Here is a 14,260-nt window from a genome sequence, read left to right as displayed (position 1 = left end):
AGGAACCATGACCACCACAGCCATCACCAGCATCGGCAGCCTCGTCACCAACGACCCCGCCCTCGGCGAAGGCCCCCTCGGCCTCGTCCAGGACGCCGCGGTCGTCATCGAGGGCGACCGGATCGCCTGGGTCGGCCCGACGGCGAACGCCCCCGCCACGGACACCGCGTACGACGCGGACGGCCGTGCCGTCATCCCCGGCTTCGTCGACTCCCACTCCCACCTGGTCTTCGCCGGCGACCGCACGCAGGAGTTCAACGCCCGGATGTCCGGCCGCAGCTACTCCGCCGGCGGCATCCGCACCACCGTCGCCGCCACCCGCGCCGCCTCCGACGCCGAACTCGAAGCCAACCTGGTGCGCCACCTCCACGAAGCCCGCCGCCAGGGCACCACCACCTTCGAGACCAAGTCGGGTTACGGGCTCACCGTCGAGGACGAGGCCCGCGCCCTGCGCATCGCCGCCGCCCACACCGAGGAGGTCACCTACCTCGGCGCGCACATCGTCTCCCCCGACTACGCCGAGGACCCCGCCGGCTATGTCGACCTCGTCACCGGGGAGATGCTCGCGGCCTGCGCCCCGTACGCCCGCTGGGTGGACGTGTTCTGCGAGAAGGGCGCCTTCGACGGCGATCAGGCCCGCGCCGTCCTCACCGCCGGTGCCGCCGCCGGGCTGATCCCGCGGGTCCACGCCAACCAGCTCGGCCACGGCCCGGGCGTACAGCTCGCCGTCGAGCTCGAAGCGGCCTCCGCCGACCACTGCACCCACCTCACCGACGCCGATGTCGACGCCCTCGGCCAGGCCGCCGCGACCACCGTGGCCACCCTGCTGCCCGGCGCCGAGTTCTCCACCCGCGCCCAGTGGCCGGACGCCCGCCGGCTGCTTGCCGCGGGTGCCACCGTCGCGCTGTCCACCGACTGCAACCCCGGCTCCTCCTACACGAGTTCGATGCCCTTCTGTATCGCCCTCGCGGTCCGGGACATGGGGATGACCCCGGACGAGGCGCTGTGGTCCGCCACCGCGGGCGGGGCCAAGGCGCTGCGCCGTACCGACATCGGCGTGCTGACCCCGGGGGCCCGGGCGGATCTGGCGCTGCTGGATGCGCCGAGCCATGTCCACCTGGCGTACCGGCCCGGGGTTCCGCTGGTGTCGGCGGTCTGGCAGCGCGGCGTACAGGTGCACTGACATATGCGATGACGCATGCGCTGACATATGCGCTGACGTATGTACTTACAGGTTGCTGACGAACGGTCAATCCGGGCCGTTCGTTCTCTTCCCTCCGCAAGGCCCCGGGCGTACCTTGAGCCACCCATCTGATGTGTCGTCAGTAACTTGTGGCTCGAGGGGAATACGAAGGTGTCCCACCGGAAGCGCTCCACCACGCTCGTGCTCGCCGCTGCGGTGGCCGGACCGGCCCTGCTGCTGGCGGCCCCCGCCGCCCACGCCGAAGTCGTCGACGTCAAGTACGACTGCAAGACCCCCATCGGCGACAAGTCCGCGGTCTCGCCCATCGACATCAAGGCGGTCAAGGACGGCGAGGCCGTCAAGCTGACCATGTCCTTCCAGAAGGGCGTCTCCTCCAGCCCCATCGAGCTCGGCAAGGGCGCGATGAGCCCCAGCGCGCTGATCCAGGTCAAGGGTGCGGAGGAGACCGCCGTGCCGGTCTCGGGCCCGCCCAACCCCGAGGCCGCGCCCGCCAACACCCCCATCAAGATCACGGACCTCTCGGGCACCTACACGCCCAAGAAGAGCGGCAAGGTCACCTTCACCGCCGGTGTGCTCACCATCAAGGCCATGGGCACGGTCACCACCTGTACGCCCGGCAACGACCCGAAGCCCTCGCTGGAGCTGGAGGTGACCGCGGCGGGCGGCGGCAAGGAGAGCCCGGGCGCTGCCGCCGGCACGACCGACGGCACGCTGCCGCAGACCGGACCCACCGACTCCGCCCTCGCCCTCGGCACCCTCGGCGGCACCGTCCTGCTCTCCGGCGCGGCCGGGGTGCTCTGGCTGACCCGGCGCGGCCAGCGGGCCCGGTCCTGAAGGTTCCCGGTCCCGTGCGTGCGCACCACCGCAGCGGGGCGGCCCGCGCCCTCGCCCCCGTTGCCGCTCTTGTGCTCGGGGCGCTGCTCTCCGGGGCCCCCACCGCCCGCGCGGCGGAGCCCGGCTGGACGGCCGAGCCCGCGGCCCGGCCGGGCGCGCCCGCCGCCCGCCCGTTCTTCTACCTGGAAGGAACCCCCGGCACCGTGCTGGAGGACCGGCTGGCCCTCGCCAACCCCACCGACCGGGAACGCACCGTCACCCTGCGCGGTGCCGACGCCTACAACACCGCCGACGGAGCCCTCGCCGTACGCCCGGCTGACCGCCCGGCCGGGAACCCGGCCGGGAAGCCGCCCGGGAAGCCGGCCGCGGCCGGGGGCTGGATCAGCTTCGGCGGCCACGCCACGGTCAGGATCCCGCCGCGCAACCGCGCCGTGGTCCCCTTCACCGTCACCCTCCCGCCCGACGCCGTGCCCGGCGACCACCCGGTCGCGCTGGTCGCCGCGGAGGGCGGGCACGAGGCCGGCGTACGGGTCCACCTGCGGGTCACCGGCCCCACCCTGGCCGCACTCACCGTCGAGGACGTGTCGGTCACCGGCCGGGGCGCGGCGGCCGAGGTGCGGTACACCCTGGTCAACCGCGGCAACGTCGCACTGACCCCGGAACTCGCCCTGCACGCGGACGGGCTGTTCGGCGGGCTGCCGGGCCGGCCGGCGCACCGGGTGCCGGTGGAACTGCTGCCGGGGCAGCGGGTCACGCTGACCGAGCCGTGGCCCGGGGCGCCGAAGCTGGACGCGGTGGACCTCACGCTCACCGCCACCGCGCCCGGCGGGGCCCGCGCCACCGCCTCGGTGTCGGCGCGCTTTGTGCCGTGGCCGGTGGCCGTCTGGGCCGGCGGGGGCCTGCTGGTGCTCGTGGGTGCGGCCCCGGCTGCCCGCTTTCTGTCCCGGGCCCGCCGCACCCCGCGCCCGGCCGGACCCGAACCGGCCGAGCCTTCCGTACGGGAACCCGAGCTGACGGGAGTATCGAAGTGAGCGCCAGGCCCAGCCCCCGCCGGGGAACCCCGCCCGTCCCGGCCCGCCGGCCCCGGGCTCGGCTCCTCGCGCCCCGCGTCGCCCGGCTGCTGCTCGCCGGGCTGCTGCTCGGCGGGCTGGTGGCGGCCGGCCCGGCCCTGGCCGCGCCCAGCGCGCCGACGGCCGAGGGCAAACCCGCCGCGGAGCTCTCCCTCAAGGAGGCGGCCAAAGGCACCGAGGTGACCGTGACCGGGCGCGGCTGGCCGGCCGGCACCGTGGTCATGCTGCTGCTCTGCGGCCAGAACATGATCGGCGGCACCAACAGCTGCGCCAACGACGCCGGCCAGGCCGCCTCGGTCGGTGCCGACGGTGGCTTCCGCAAGGCACTGGCCGTGGTGGCACCGCCCAAGCCCTGTCCCTGTGTGGTCAATGTGACCTCCGTCAACGGGGACCAGTCCACCCTGGCCCTGCCGCTCAAGATCACCGACCACCCGGTGGCCGAGCTGCCCGCGGAGTCCGGCCAGGCCCGCCTCGCGGTGCTCACCGGCGTCCAGCTGAAGGGCGACGACGGGGTGCTGACCTGGTTCGGGGCCCCGCCCGGCCGGAAGCTCACCGTGACCGTCGGCAACCTCGGCTCCGCCCCGGTCAAGGACCCCGTGTTCGAGATCGGCACCGCCCACGGCGTGTTCGCCCCGCTGTGGGAGGAACAGCAGTGGAAGGGCACGATCGCGGCCGGCCAGAAGGCCCGGATCGAGCTGCCGGTGACGCTCTCATCCGGCGCGCACGGCGACTACACGGTCTCCCTCAAGTACGGCGACAAGGTGCTGGCCGCGCAGCCCTGGGGGGTCGGCCGCCCGTACGGCGTGCTGCTCTTCTGGGGACTGCTGTTCGTGGTGATCCCGGCCGCGGTCTTCCGGCTCGGCATGGCGGTGGTGGACCGAATCCGCCCCCGGACGGAGCCCGGGTCCGCCGCAGCCGCCGGCGCCGGCCGGCACCGCGGCGCCGGGATCCGGCTGCCCGAGGCAGCCGCGGCCGTCACCGCCCGGCTGCCGCGCATCCCGGCCGTACGCAGGCCGCAGCCGGCCGAGCCCGTGACCCCGCAGACCACCACGGCCGTACTGCCGTGGTTCACCCCGGACAGCGCACCGGGAACGGCAACAGCACCACCATCCGCACCGCACGCACCGCAATCCGCACCGTCAGAAGACCATCCGACAACGAAGGGACATCCGTGAGAACCCAACGGAGGATGAGCGCGGCCGGGGTCGCGTTGATGCTCGGCGGGGCGGGAATCCTGCTGGCGGCGAGTCCCGCCCAGGCCGCCTCGGTCACATTCAAGACGGAGTGCATTCCGCCCGCGATCTCCGGGCTGCCGGCGATCCAGGGCGAGACCACCGTGGAGATCACGGCCCCGGCGACGGCCAAGGTCGGGGACACCGTCGACGTCACCTGGAAGACGATCAAGGCGGCGTCGAAGAACCCGGACGTGCTCGACCTGGAGAAGAACATGGTCGAGCCCAGCGGTGACCTCAAGGTGGGCGGCGCCCAGTCCGGCGTGGTCAAGATGCAGGGGCCGCGGGAGAACCCGCCCATCCCCAAGGGCGGCGAGATGAAGCTGTCCACCATGACCGGCAAGCTCAAGATCGAGAAGGCCGGCGACATCACCCTCACGCCCGACAAGTACGTGATCACGGTCCACCAGATCATGAAGACCGAGACCAAGTGCGCGCCCAAGGAGGCCGTGAAGCCCGGGGCCACGATCAAGGTCGGCGGCGGCTCGGGCAACGGGGGCACCACCAACGGCGGCACCACCAACGGCGGGACCACGAACGGAGGCACGAACAACGGCGGCACGACCAACGGCGGCAGCGGAGGCGGCGGGGGGCAGACCGACTTCCCCGGCAAGGCGGTCGACGTGAAGTTCGACTGCGGCGAGACCGTCCCGGGCGGCATCACCACCCCGGTCACGGTCAACGCCAAGAAGAACGGCGGCAGCTTCGACCTGACGGTCAAGACGGCCAAGGACGCCATGAAGGCCCCGGTGGCGTTGCCCAAGGGCGCCCTGAAGCCCTCGATGAACATCAAGCTCGGCGGCGCCGACAGCGGTACGGTCAAGGTCACCGGACCCGCCAACGCCGAGCCCATCCCCGCCCAGGGCGGGGTCAGCCTGAGCGAGATGACCGGCACCTACAAGCCCGGCAAGACCGGCAAGGTCACGCTGAGCCCGGCCGACATGTCGATCGACGTCACCATGGTCGCGGGCGGCCAGCCGCTCACCGTCCCCTGCAAGGCGCTCAGCACCGGTGTTTCCCTGGAGCTGGACACCACCGCCCAGCAGGGCGGCTCCGGCAGCCCCTCCACCACCGGCAGCACCACCACCACCGGCGGCCTCGCCGACACCGGCGCCGAGGACGAGGGCGGCATCAAGGCGCTCGCCCTGGTCGCCGGCACCGTCATCCTGCTCGGCGGCGCGGTCTTCACCTTCACCCCGTGGCGCCGCCTGCGCGGCACCCGCTGAACAGCCTGAACAGCACGGCCCGGCACACCACCAGGTGTGCCGGGCCGTCCCACATCAGCGCATCAGCGCGTCAGTGCACGCCGCCCATGAGCGGCTGGACCTTCTTGCGGTACATGAAGATCGCGATGCCCGCGAGCGCGGCCAGCGCACCCTGGCTGGCGAACCAGCCCTGGGTGTCGGTCGGCACGCCGACCAGCTGGAGCAGGGCGATGGTCGAGTCGCCGGCGGTGACCGCCAGGAAGAACACGCCCATCATCTGCGAGGCGTACTTCTGCGGGGCCAGCTTGGTGGTCAGCGACAGGCCGACCGGGGACAGGCACAGCTCGCCGACGGTCTGGATGAAGTAGACCGAGACCAGCCACATCGGGCTGACCCGGCCGTCCGCGGCCACACCCTGGGCCATCATCATGACGCCGAAGGACATGCCGATCATCACCAGCGCGAAGGAGAACTTCGTCAGGGTGCTCGGTTCCTTCTGGCGGCGCGCCATGGCCACCCACGCCCAGGCGAAGACCGGAGCCAGCGCCATCACGAACAGCGGGTTGAGCGACTGGAACCAGCTCTCCGGGAAGTTGAACCCGAACAGCGTGCTCTCGGTGCTGTCCTTGGCGAACAGCGCCAGCGTCGAACCGGTCTGGTCGTAGATCGCCCAGAAGATCGCGGCGGCCACGAAGAACCACACGTACGCCGACATCCGGGACTGCTCGACGGTGCTCAGGTCGCGGTCGCGCTTGATCCGCAGCAGCGCCCAGGCCGGAAGCACCAGGCCGAGGACGGTCAGCGGCCACAGGGCGTAGTTGATCGTGAAGATGCCGGCCAGGCCGATGACCGCGTACGCGGCGGCGGCGACACCGAGCCAGATCAGGCCCTTCTTGATGATCGCGGACTTCTGCTCGGGGCTCAGCGGGTCCGGAACCGTGTTGGAGACCGGGTTCAGGTGGCGGAAGCCGAAGAAGTAGAAGCCCAGGCCCAGTGCCATGCCGACACCGGCCATGGCGAAGCCGAGGTGCCAGCTGACCTCCTGGCCGACCCAGCCGATCGTCAGCGGGGCGAAGAAGGCACCGAGGTTGATCCCCATGTAGAAGATCGTGAAGCCGCCGTCACGGCGCGGGTCGTTCTTGTCCCGGTACAGCTGGCCGACCATCGTGGAGATGTTGGCCTTCAGCACACCGGAGCCGGCCGCGATCAGCGCCAGACCGATGAAGAACGAGATGGACGACGGCACCGCCAGCAGGAAGTGGCCGGTCATGATGACCACACCCGCCACGGCCACGGCCTTGCGGGCACCCCACACGCGGTCGCCGAGCCAGCCGCCCGGGAGGGCGAGCAGGTAGACCATCGCGTTGTAGACGGAGTAGATCGCGACCGCGGTCGCGTCGTTCATGCCGAGTCCACCGTCGGCCACCTCGGTGGCCAGGTAGAGCACGAGCAGGGCGCGCATGCCGTAGAAGCTGTAGCGCTCCCACATCTCGGTCATGAAGAGGAAGGCGAGGCCGCTGGGGTGGCCGAGGAAGGTCTTCTCGCCGGTACTGGCGGAGTCCTTCGTCAGGCTGGAAGCCATGGTCGATCCTTGCTTGCTCGGGACGCCGCGCTTCGTGAGCGAATCGGCGCCCGGGGAGGGGGCGGGCCTGGCGCGCACCTTCGCGCGCAGGTCCGGCCCACAGGTTCGTTCACTGCCGACGAGGGGCCGGGACAGTCCATCAAGACTGGCAGTCCACCCGAGGCAGAAATAGAGACCTTCGGCCACTTTTCGGCACAAAGGTCCTGAGGTATGTCATAGGTGTCTCGCCACCATACGACAGGACAGTGCCGGATATGGAAGGACTTGAGATATGGATCACAGGATTCCGGGGAACCGTTCGACCATATTCGAAGGCTGCGAGTAGTTCATAAGACCAGATCAACGGGTGCCGTCCGGGCCGCCCCAGGTTGAGGCCGCCTCGCATTACCATCACCCACATGACGCGTGTACTGCTCGCCGAGGACGACGCATCCATCTCGGAACCGCTGGCCCGCGCCCTGCGCCGGGAGGGCTACGAGGTTGAGGTCCGCGAGGACGGACCCACCGCGCTGGAAGCCGGCCTGCAGGGCGGCGTCGATCTGGTTGTGCTCGACCTGGGCCTGCCCGGTATGGACGGCCTGGAGGTGGCCCGCCGGCTGCGCGCCGAGGGGCACGGCTTTCCGATCCTGGTCCTGACGGCCCGCGCCGACGAGGTCGACACGGTCGTCGGGCTGGACGCCGGCGCCGACGACTACGTCACCAAGCCCTTCCGGCTGGCCGAGCTGCTGGCCCGGGTCCGGGCCCTGCTCCGGCGCGGTGCCGCCGAGCCCGCCCAGCCCCCCGCCACCCACGGGGTGCGGATCGACGTCGAGTCGCACCGCGCCTGGATGGGGGAGGAGGAGCTCCAGCTCACCGCCAAGGAATTCGACCTGCTGCGGGTCCTGGTCCGGGACGCCGGCCGGGTGGTCACCCGCGACCAGCTGATGCGCGAGGTCTGGGACACCACCTGGTGGTCCTCCACCAAGACCCTCGACATGCACATTTCCTGGCTCCGCAAGAAGCTGGGCGACGACGCCGCCAACCCGCGGTACATCGCCACCGTGCGCGGGGTCGGTTTCCGCTTCGAAAAGAGCTAGGCACCCCCTGTGCGCCGCCGCCTGATCAACTCCACGCTCGCCGTGGTGCTCGTCGTGATCGCCGTCTTCGGGGTCTCCCTGGTGATCGTGGAGACCCGGACGATCACCAACAGTGCCCAGGAGAGCGTGGAATCCGAGGCCCTCCGGCTGGTCGGCATCGTGGAGTCCCAGGTCCAGGAGCACGAGCCGATCGATGCGGACGCGCTCGCCGACCGCCTGGATCCCGGGCGCTACGCCCGCATCCAGGTCCCCGGGCGGCCCGAGGTACGGCTCGGAACGCCGATCGAGGGCGGGGTCATCCGGGGCAGCGCCCCCGGCAGCCAGGGCGAGACGGTGACCGTCGAGGTGCCCCGCTCCACCGTCACCCGCGAGGTCGGCCGGACTCTGGCGGTGGTCGGCGCGGTCGCGCTGCTGGCCGTCGTGGCGGCCGTACTGCTCGCCGTACGCCAGGCCAACCGGCTGGCGTCCCCGCTGACCGACCTCGCCGAGACGGCCGAGCGGCTCGGCTCGGGAGACCCGCGCCCCCGGCACCGGCGGTACGGGGTGCCCGAGCTGGACCGGGTCGCCGATGTCCTGGACGCCAGCAACGAGCGCATCGGGCGGATGCTGACGGCGGAGCGAAGGCTCGCCGCGGATGCCTCGCACCAGCTCCGCACCCCGCTGACCGCGCTGTCCATGCGGTTGGAGGAGATCACGGTCACCGAGGACCTGGCGACCGTACGGGAGGAGGCCTCCATCGCCCTCACCCAGGTGGAGCGGCTCACCGACGTGGTGGAACGGCTGCTGACGAACTCCCGGGACCCGCGGACCGGCTCCGCCGTCGTCTTCGACCTCGACGAGGTCGTCAAACAGCAGCTGGAGGAGTGGCGGCCGGCCTACCGCAGTGCCGGCCGGGCCATGGTGAGCTCGGGGAAGCCGGGCCTGCGGGCGGTGGGCACCCCCGGGGCGGTGGCCCAGGTACTGGCCGCGCTGGTGGAGAACTCCCTGATGCACGGTGGCGGCACGGTCGCCCTGCGGACCCGGGTGACCGGCAACCAGGCGGTCATCGAGGTCACCGACGAGGGGCCCGGAGTCCCCGCCGACCTGGGCGCCCGGATCTTCGAGCGGGCCATCAGCGGCCGGAACTCCACCGGCATCGGGCTGGCGGTCGCCCGCGACCTGGCGGAGGCGGACGGCGGACGGCTGGAACTGCTGCAGGCGCATCCGCCGGTGTTCGCACTGTTCCTGAGCCGGACCGCGCCGGACCGCACAGAACCGGAAAAAACCGTCCGCTAGGCGCCAGGCTAGCTGCCGACGGGGACCCGGGTGTCCCGCTCGTGCTCGCTGCTCTGGGCCCCGCGCTGCCCCACCACCGGGCTGGGCGCCGGGGCGGGCAGGGCACGGAACACCCAGGTCCGGTAGGACCAGAAGCGGAAGACGGTCGCCACGCCGATGCCGACGAACTTGAAGATGTTGCTCTGCAGCGGGCTGTCCCAGCCGAAGCCGTAGGTCGCCGCGTACAGCACACCGCTCTCGATGACCATGCCGATCATGCTGAACAGCACGAACAGGGTCAGCTCGCGCTTGCGGCGGCTGCGGTCGCGGTCACGGTAGGTGAAGTACCGGAACCCCACGTAGTTGCAGAGGATGGCGACGGCGATGGCTATGACGCTGGCCCGCACCACCGCGAGGTCCGTGGTGTGCCGGATCAGGTTGAAGACGCCCAGGTTGACGAGGACGCCCAGACCGCCGACCGCGCCGAACTTCGCGATCTCCCGGGCGAGGCCACGTACCCGTCCGAGGAGAATCGCTTCTTTCGCCGCGCTCATACGATCAATCGCCCCTGTCGGTGGTCCGTCTCCTGATCAACCCGGCCATGTTAAGTGTCGTCCCGTTGGTACGTCTGCGCCTTTCGGAACAGATGTGACGCGTTCGTCGCGGCGCCCGCCGCCGGAACTTCTTCCGGCCACGGCCCCCGTCCGGATGGCGGAATACCGGCGGATACCCTGGAGGAGTGACGTTCCCGGTAGTCGGCATGGTCGGCGGCGGTCAGCTCGCCCGCATGACCCACGAGGCGGGTATCCCCCTCGGTATCAGATTCAAGATCCTCAGTGACAGTCCGCAGGACTCGGCAGCCCAGGTGGTGAGCGACGTCGTCATCGGCGACTATCGCGACCTGGACACCCTGCGCGCCTTCGCGCGCGGCTGCGACGTGATCACCTTCGACCACGAGCATGTCCCCACGGAGCACCTGCGGGCCCTGGAAGCAGACGGAATCCCCGTCCGCCCGGGGCCCGACGCATTGGTGCACGCCCAGGACAAGGGGGTGATGCGCGCCCGCCTCGACCAGATCGGCGCGCCCAGCCCCCGCCACCGGATCGTCTCCGATCCGGCGGACGTGGCCGCCTTCGCGGAGGAGGTCGGCGGCTTCCCCGTCATCCTCAAGACCGTGCGCGGCGGCTACGACGGCAAGGGCGTGTGGTTCACACGCTCGGTCGAGGACGCGGAGGCCCCCTTCAAGGCGGGCGTCCCGGTCCTGGCGGAGGAGAAGGTCGAGTACGTCCGCGAGCTCGCGGCGAACATCGTCCGCTCCCCGCACGGCCAGGCCGTGGCCTACCCGGTCGTGGAGTCCATCCAGGTGGACGGCGTCTGCGACACGGTCATCGCGCCCGCCCCGAACCTCTCCGAGGAGCTGGCCGGCGAGGCCCAGGCGCTGGCCCTGCGCATCGCCAAGGAGCTGGACGTGACCGGCCACCTGGCGGTCGAGCTCTTCGAGACCACCGACGGCCGCATCCTGGTCAACGAGCTCGCCATGCGCCCGCACAACTCGGGCCACTGGACCCAGGACGGCGCGGTCACCTCGCAGTTCGCCAACCACGTACGGGCGGTCCTGGACCTTCCGCTGGGCGATCCGCGCCCGCGCGCCCGCTGGACGGTCATGGCGAACGTGCTGGGCGGGGACTACCCCGACATGTACGCGGCCTACCTCCACTGCATGGCCCACGACCCGCAGCTGAAGATCCACATGTACGGCAAGGACGTGAAACACGGTCGCAAGGTCGGCCACGTCAACACCTACGGCGACGATCTGGACGATGTGCTGGAGCGCGCACGTCACGCTGCCGGCTACCTGCGAGGAACGATCACCGAATGAGCACCAGCACCGAGAACAGTCCGATCATCGGCATCGTCATGGGCTCGGACTCGGACTGGCCGGTCATGGAGGCCGCCGCCCAGGCCCTCGACGAGTTCGAGATCCCGTACGAGGTCGACGTCGTCTCCGCCCACCGGATGCCGCGCGAGATGATCGCGTACGGCGAGCAGGCCGCCGACCGCGGCCTGAAGGCGATCATCGCCGGCGCGGGCGGAGCCGCCCACCTGCCCGGCATGCTCGCCTCGGTCACCCCGCTGCCCGTGATCGGCGTCCCGGTCCCGCTGAAGTACCTCGACGGCATGGACTCCCTGCTGTCGATCGTCCAGATGCCCGCCGGGGTTCCCGTCGCCACCGTCTCGGTCGGCGGCGCCCGCAACGCAGGCCTGCTGGCCGCCCGGATCCTGGCCACCCAGGACCCGGAGCTGATGGCCCGGATGCGCGAGTTCCAGCAGGAGCTCAACGACCAGGCCACCGAGAAGGGCAAGCGGCTCCGGAACAAGGTGGCGGCGGGATGACCGACCGCCTCGCCGAGGCCAGGGCGCTGCTCGCCGAACACCCGGTGGCCGACGGTCACAACGACCTGCCCTGGGCACTGCGCAAGCAGGTCCGCTACGACCTCGAACGGCGGGACATCGCCGCCGACCAGTCGGCGTTCCTGCACACCGACATCCCCCGGCTGCGGGCCGGAGGTGTCGGCGCCCAGTTCTGGTCGGTGTACGTGACGGCGGACCTGGCCGGCGACGAGGCGGTCAGCGCCACCCTGGAGCAGATCGACGCGGTCGCCCAGCTGATCGACCGTTACCCGGCCGACCTGGTGCGGGCGCTGACGGCCGACGACATGGAGACGGCCCGGGCGACCGGCCGGATCGCCTCGCTGATGGGCGCCGAGGGCGGCCACTCGATCAACAACTCGCTCGCCACCCTGCGGGCCCTGCACCAGCTGGGCGTCCGCTATCTGACGCTCACCCACAACGACAACGTGGACTGGGCGGACTCGGCGACCGACGCCCCGCGCCACGGCGGCCTCACCGCCTTCGGCCGCGAGGTCGTCCGCGAGATGAACCGCATCGGCATGCTGGTGGACCTCTCGCACGTGGCGGCCACCACCATGCGGGACGCGCTGGACACCTCGGCGGCGCCGGTGATCTTCTCGCACTCCTCGGCCCGGGCGGTCTGCGACCACCCGCGCAACATCCCGGACGACGTACTGGAGCGGCTGCCCGGCAACGGCGGCGTGGCCATGGCCACCTTCGTGCCGAAGTTCATCCTGCCGGCCGCCGTGGACTGGACCCTGGCCGCAGACGAGAACCTGCGGGCGCACGGCCTCCACCACCTCGACACCACCCCCGAGGCGATGGCCCTGCACCGGGCCTTCGAGGAGTCCCACCCGCGCCCGGTGGCCACCGCCGCCACGGTCGCCGACCACCTCGACCACATGCGCGAGACGGCGGGCATCGACCACATCGGCATCGGCGGCGACTACGACGGCACCGCCTTCACCCCGGCCGGCCTGGACGATGTCGCCGGCTACCCCAACCTGGTCGCGGAACTCCTCGGCCGCGGCTGGTCGCGGGCCGACCTGGCCAAGCTGACCTGGTCGAACGCGGTACGGGTCCTGCGGGACGCGGAAGCCGTGGCGCGCGAGGTGTCGGCGTCCCGGGGCCCGTCGAACGCGGTGATCCCGACGGCGGGCTGAGCGGGAGGGCGGGCGGCGGGGCGCGGCGCGGGGCATCACCCGAACGCCACACCCGCCGCGAACCCACCCGCCCCCCATGTCACGGTGGCAACGAATCCCTGCTGTCCCAGCTGCCGCCTAGACCGGAGCGAATCCCATGGCCGACCTGCAGGATGAACCCCAGACGGGCCCCTTCGACGACGGCCCCGTCGCCCTCGGAGCCGAGGACGTCCCGGGCACCCTCGGCCCGTCCTCCCTCGACCGGGCAACCGCGCTGCTGGCCGTACACCCCGTGGCGGACGGCCACAACACGTTCCTCTGGACGTTGCGCCAGAGCCCGTACCACGACATCGAGACCCGTGACATCGGCGTGGACACCGACATCCCGCGCCTGCGCGGCGGGGGAGTGGGCGCCCAGTTCTGGTCGCTGCTCACCCCCGGCGAAGGCACGGTGTCGGACACGCTCGAACAGATCGACATCGCCCATGCGCTGATCCACCGTTACCCGGACAGCCTCAGCCTCGCGGTCAACGCCGACGACCTGGCCGACGCGCGGAACCGGGGGCGGATCGCGTCCTTCCTCGGGCCCGTGCCCGGCGCCACCGTCACCGACTCCCTGGGCACCCTGCGGGCCTTCCACCAGCTGGGCGTCCGCAGCCTCGCGCCGGCGGGCGCGCCCTGGGCCGACCAGGGGCTGACGGCCTTCGGCCACGAGGTCGTACGGGAGATGAACCGGCTGTCGATGCTGCTGGACCTGACCGGCTGTGCGCCGGCCGTGGCCTGCCAGATCGCGGGCGCGTCCAAGTCCCCGGTGGTCGTCTCGCACACCGCGGCGGCGGCCCTGACCCGGCATCCGGAGAACCTCCCGGACGAGGTCCTCACCGCCCTGCGCGCGGCCGGCGGCCTGTGCATGGTCACCTTCTGTGCGGACCGCACCGGGGACTCGCTGCACGCGGTGGCGGACCACCTGGACCACGTACGCTCGGTCGCCGGGCCCCAGTGCGTGGGCCTCGGCGCCTCCTTCGGCACCGAGGGCGGCACCCCCCGGCCGGCCGGCCTGACGGACCCCTCCGGGTACCCGCGACTGATCGCGGAACTCCTGGACCGCGGCTGGCCCGAAGCGGATGTAGCCCTCCTGACCTGGGGCAACGCCCAACGCGTGCTCCGCGACGCGGAATTCACGGCCCGCGCGGCCCAACACAAATCCCCCCACTGACCCCACTGATCACGACCGCCGCCCCCGGCTCCG

The 14,260-nt window shown here is 71.7% G+C and carries 13 protein-coding genes; 11 read left to right on the top strand and 2 right to left on the bottom strand.

Annotation, left to right across the window (positions count from 1 at the left end; translation table 11 throughout):
• Positions 1-7 precede the first annotated feature (7 nt).
• The 5 genes from hutI (at position 8) to DEJ50_RS12840 (ending at position 5,566) form a co-directional block, all read left to right on the top strand.
• Complete coding sequence (hutI, locus tag DEJ50_RS12860) at positions 8-1,183, top strand: imidazolonepropionase (RefSeq protein WP_150208015.1); 1,176 nt, start codon at positions 8-10, stop codon at positions 1,181-1,183.
• Between the two features lie 171 nt (positions 1,184-1,354).
• Positions 1,355-2,038, top strand: a complete 684-nt coding sequence (locus DEJ50_RS12855; RefSeq protein ID WP_150208013.1) for an LPXTG cell wall anchor domain-containing protein — start codon at positions 1,355-1,357, stop codon at positions 2,036-2,038.
• A gap of 14 nt (positions 2,039-2,052) precedes the next feature.
• Positions 2,053-3,069: a hypothetical protein gene (locus tag DEJ50_RS12850; RefSeq protein ID WP_150208011.1), complete on the top strand. Its 1,017-nt coding sequence runs from the start codon at positions 2,053-2,055 to the stop codon at positions 3,067-3,069.
• On the top strand, positions 3,066-4,283 hold the full coding sequence (locus DEJ50_RS12845; protein ID WP_317852537.1) for a hypothetical protein: 1,218 nt from the start codon (positions 3,066-3,068) through the stop codon (positions 4,281-4,283). Before DEJ50_RS12850 ends, DEJ50_RS12845 begins: the two co-directional genes overlap by 4 nt.
• 14 nt (positions 4,284-4,297) lie before the next feature.
• The gene (locus DEJ50_RS12840; RefSeq protein WP_150208010.1) at positions 4,298-5,566 is read left to right on the top strand and encodes a hypothetical protein; all 1,269 of its coding nucleotides are present in this window, start codon (positions 4,298-4,300) and stop codon (positions 5,564-5,566) included.
• Between the two features lie 70 nt (positions 5,567-5,636).
• On the opposite strand, the gene DEJ50_RS12835 is transcribed toward DEJ50_RS12840, so the two are convergent.
• Positions 5,637-7,127 carry a peptide MFS transporter gene (locus DEJ50_RS12835; RefSeq protein WP_150208008.1) on the bottom strand — a complete coding sequence of 497 codons (1,491 nt, stop codon included), beginning with the start codon at positions 7,125-7,127 and terminating at the stop codon, positions 5,637-5,639.
• A 398-nt stretch (positions 7,128-7,525) separates the two neighbouring features.
• On the opposite strand from DEJ50_RS12835, the gene DEJ50_RS12830 reads away from it, so the two are divergent.
• Positions 7,526-8,203 carry a response regulator transcription factor gene (locus DEJ50_RS12830; RefSeq protein WP_150208006.1) on the top strand — a complete coding sequence of 226 codons (678 nt, stop codon included), beginning with the start codon at positions 7,526-7,528 and terminating at the stop codon, positions 8,201-8,203.
• Positions 8,204-8,212: 9 nt separating this feature from the next.
• Complete coding sequence (locus DEJ50_RS12825) at positions 8,213-9,478, top strand: ATP-binding protein (RefSeq protein WP_150208005.1); 1,266 nt, start codon at positions 8,213-8,215, stop codon at positions 9,476-9,478.
• Positions 9,479-9,486: 8 nt separating this feature from the next.
• Here DEJ50_RS12825 and DEJ50_RS12820 read toward each other — a convergent pair whose 3' ends face one another.
• A complete protein-coding gene (locus tag DEJ50_RS12820) occupies positions 9,487-10,011 on the bottom strand; it encodes a GtrA family protein (RefSeq protein ID WP_150208003.1) in 525 nt (174 codons plus the stop codon).
• A 185-nt stretch (positions 10,012-10,196) separates the two neighbouring features.
• Between DEJ50_RS12820 and DEJ50_RS12815 the strand changes: the two genes are divergently transcribed.
• The 4 genes from DEJ50_RS12815 to DEJ50_RS12800 all read left to right on the top strand — a co-directional run bounded on the left by DEJ50_RS12815 (position 10,197) and on the right by DEJ50_RS12800 (position 14,227).
• Entirely contained in the window at positions 10,197-11,336 is a 1,140-nt protein-coding gene (locus DEJ50_RS12815) for a 5-(carboxyamino)imidazole ribonucleotide synthase (RefSeq protein ID WP_150208001.1), read from the top strand.
• Entirely contained in the window at positions 11,333-11,851 is a 519-nt protein-coding gene (gene purE, locus DEJ50_RS12810) for a 5-(carboxyamino)imidazole ribonucleotide mutase (RefSeq protein WP_150207999.1), read from the top strand. The genes DEJ50_RS12815 and purE overlap by 4 nt, the downstream gene beginning before the upstream one ends.
• A complete protein-coding gene (locus DEJ50_RS12805) occupies positions 11,848-13,032 on the top strand; it encodes a dipeptidase (protein ID WP_150207997.1) in 1,185 nt (394 codons plus the stop codon). Before purE ends, DEJ50_RS12805 begins: the two co-directional genes overlap by 4 nt.
• Before the next feature lie 136 nt (positions 13,033-13,168).
• On the top strand, positions 13,169-14,227 hold the full coding sequence (locus tag DEJ50_RS12800; protein ID WP_150207996.1) for a dipeptidase: 1,059 nt from the start codon (positions 13,169-13,171) through the stop codon (positions 14,225-14,227).
• Positions 14,228-14,260: the final 33 nt, after the last annotated feature.

Origin of the sequence: Streptomyces venezuelae, assembly GCF_008642295.1 — a bacterium.
In the GTDB taxonomy this organism is placed as follows: Bacteria; Actinomycetota; Actinomycetes; order Streptomycetales; family Streptomycetaceae; genus Streptomyces; species Streptomyces venezuelae_C.
Note: the sequence above shows the minus strand (reverse complement) of the source record. Positions and strands in the feature narration are given on the sequence as shown.

Bases quoted from the DNA above. Each gene is read 5' to 3' on its own strand.
- DEJ50_RS12830 (WP_150208006.1), top strand. From the start codon at position 7,526: ATGACGCGTGTACTGCTCGCCGAGGACGACGCATCCATCTCGGAACCG.
- DEJ50_RS12835 (WP_150208008.1), bottom strand. From the start codon at position 7,127: ATGGCTTCCAGCCTGACGAAGGACTCCGCCAGTACCGGCGAGAAGACC.
- purE (WP_150207999.1), top strand. From the start codon at position 11,333: ATGAGCACCAGCACCGAGAACAGTCCGATCATCGGCATCGTCATGGGC.
- DEJ50_RS12820 (WP_150208003.1), bottom strand. From the start codon at position 10,011: ATGAGCGCGGCGAAAGAAGCGATTCTCCTCGGACGGGTACGTGGCCTC.
- hutI (WP_150208015.1), top strand. From the start codon at position 8: ATGACCACCACAGCCATCACCAGCATCGGCAGCCTCGTCACCAACGAC.
- DEJ50_RS12840 (WP_150208010.1), top strand. From the start codon at position 4,298: ATGAGCGCGGCCGGGGTCGCGTTGATGCTCGGCGGGGCGGGAATCCTG.
- DEJ50_RS12805 (WP_150207997.1), top strand. From the start codon at position 11,848: ATGACCGACCGCCTCGCCGAGGCCAGGGCGCTGCTCGCCGAACACCCG.
- DEJ50_RS12800 (WP_150207996.1), top strand. From the start codon at position 13,169: ATGGCCGACCTGCAGGATGAACCCCAGACGGGCCCCTTCGACGACGGC.